This window comes from Homoserinimonas sp., from assembly GCF_056262345.1.
In genome coordinates this window covers 1-2126 of sequence record NZ_JBACFR010000040.1, presented here as the reverse complement: position 1 = coordinate 2126, position 2126 = coordinate 1, and the positions used below count along the sequence as shown (strand labels likewise).

The window sequence follows — 2126 nt, the reverse complement described above, 5'->3', positions numbered from 1 at the left end:
CTGACAGGGACCGGCTCGAAGCGGACCTTGCGAAGGGGCACCGGAGTCATGAACTCGCCGATGTCGAGGAAGCGGCCGAGCAGATTTTGGCTGCCGCGTTTGTTGATCTTACGACCGATCCCTAGTACTCGCTCCGCGTCGCGACAATGTAGTCGCTGATCGTTAAAAGTCCACATGAGTACTTGGTACTCTTTCAAAAATATCACTCATCAACTCGCCGACGCTCCAATGCTGCGTGCCCGTGCGACGTGAGCGTCCATACCCGGCCTAGCCGACGTGCCAGCCCCTCCGTCTCGAGACGCTTAAGCGTGTTCAGATGGGTCTTCGGACCGATATCGCCTCCAAGCGCAGTCTGCAGCTCACGACCGATGTCCACCGAACTGATGCCACCGACACGGCTCTGAAGCAGGCGCATGATCATCTCTCGGATCGCACCGTATCGCCGTTGGGGCGGTCCATCCCTCGGGATGTGCAACGCGTGCTTCACTGCGGCTATCTCGGCTTCCTTCTCGGCCACACGTTGTGAGTAGTTGGCCACGGACTCCTGGTGACGGGCGAGCATGATGCGCAGGCTGTACAGTTCGGCGTCGAGCCTCGGTAGATCACGCTCGTCCATGTTCACCCGTTTTCCGACGCACCTGCGATCCCGCACTCGGCAGGGTCTTCCTGATACCGGTTTAGAGATTCCGAGGCTGAAGGAGAAGCACAGTCGGCGTCTCGTCAGCGGTGAAGGGCCAGGCGTCCGGGCCTGAAGATTTCTGGAGTCGCCCCGTCGCGCGACTTCGGGAGAAAGCAAGATGAACGGCGAGAGCAGTGAGCCGCAGCCGCTGCCGACCAACGCGGAAATAGAGGCCCAACTCGGAGGCATCGATCCACGTCACGGGCCCACGGTCCGCGCGAGAGTTGCTGCCCTGCGCGATGCTGCGGCGGGAACGGGCCGAAGCTCTCGACGTAGCCGTTCTGCTGCGGCTTGCCCGGCGCGATGTAGTGCCACTCGACAGGCCGCTCCTGCGTCCATCCCAGAATTGCCAGGCTGGTCAGCTCGGTGCCGTTATCGCTGACAATCATCAACGGCGGCACCCCGCGGTCAGCGATGATGGTGTCCAACTCGCGGGCGACCCGCGCACCTGACAGCGAGGTGTCGACCAGCAGTGCCAGGCATTCCCGCGTGAAGTCGTCGACCGCCGCCAGGATGCGGATGCGCCGGCCGCTGACCAGCGTGTCGCTGACGAAGTCGAGGCTGCACCGCTGGTTCGCACCCTGGGGCAGCGCCATGGACGCTCGCGTGCTCATGGCTCGCTTGCGGCCACGACGACGCCTGACCCGCAGGTTCTCCTCTCGGTAGAGCCACAGCAGCTTCTTGTGCTTCATGATCAGCCCCTCACGGGCCAGCATGATCCCCAGTAATCCCGCACGCTAACGAGCGCGGTTTCCACGCTAACAAGGTCCTCTCGCACGTTAAGCGGCTTGCCGGACCGATTGCGGGGTTGAAGGACTTGCTACGCTGCCCGTTCGTAAGCGTGGTCTGAGGGCCGCCTTGCCTGTTTAGCCGTAGCCGCGATGCTTACCGTCTTTGACGAGGGCGCGGGCGGTGCGGGAAGTTTTCGGTTGTGAGACTGGTCATACGAGCGTTCGTACGACTGGTCGTGTGAAGGTGGTCGGCCGGGTGTCGGGCTGGAAGTCTGCTGGGCGGTCGCGACATTGCCGACGCGCGGCACTCCTGGCTTCGGTCGAGCGTTACGCGATTCAGGACGAAGCATGATGCATTTGCGACCGGACCTACTATCATGAGCAACATGAAGACCGAGCCCAACAGCACCTCGATCACAATCGAGATCCAGAGCGAGCTCGCCAAGGCTGCTCGCTTGAGGAAAGCCAATCGCGACGATCCCCGGATCAAGGGGATCCTGGCGAAGGTCACCGAACTCGCAGTCGCGCGGATGAACCTCACGACCGCTTGATACCGAGCGCGGACCCGCAAGGCCGCTCACTCCGCCCAGCCAGCCGCCGCCGGGATGCGGCGGCGGGTGAGCGTCATCGGCCCGCGATGCCGTGTACCTGCCAGCGCCCCCCCTAGGTCCGACATCTGTGTGGTGGCTCGCGCGCTGGTCGTTTTGGGCACGGGC

General features: G+C 63.3%; 2 protein-coding genes and 1 pseudogene. 1 reads left to right on the top strand and 2 read right to left on the bottom strand.

Annotation, left to right across the window (positions count from 1 at the left end):
- Window positions 1-202: 202 nt before the first annotated feature.
- Together AC062T_RS01875 and AC062T_RS01870 are read right to left on the bottom strand one after the other, a co-directional pair.
- A complete protein-coding gene (locus AC062T_RS01875) occupies window positions 203-616 on the bottom strand; it encodes a hypothetical protein (RefSeq protein ID WP_476026868.1) in 414 nt (137 codons plus the stop codon).
- A gap of 323 nt (window positions 617-939) precedes the next feature.
- A pseudogene (locus AC062T_RS01870) lies at window positions 940-1404 on the bottom strand (DDE-type integrase/transposase/recombinase); the annotation flags it as partial.
- A 392-nt stretch (window positions 1405-1796) separates the two neighbouring features.
- Between AC062T_RS01870 and AC062T_RS01865 the strand changes: the two are divergent.
- Window positions 1797-1961: a hypothetical protein gene (locus tag AC062T_RS01865; RefSeq protein WP_476026866.1), complete on the top strand. Its 165-nt coding sequence runs from the start codon at window positions 1797-1799 to the stop codon at window positions 1959-1961.
- The last annotated feature ends 165 nt before the right edge of the window (window positions 1962-2126 follow it).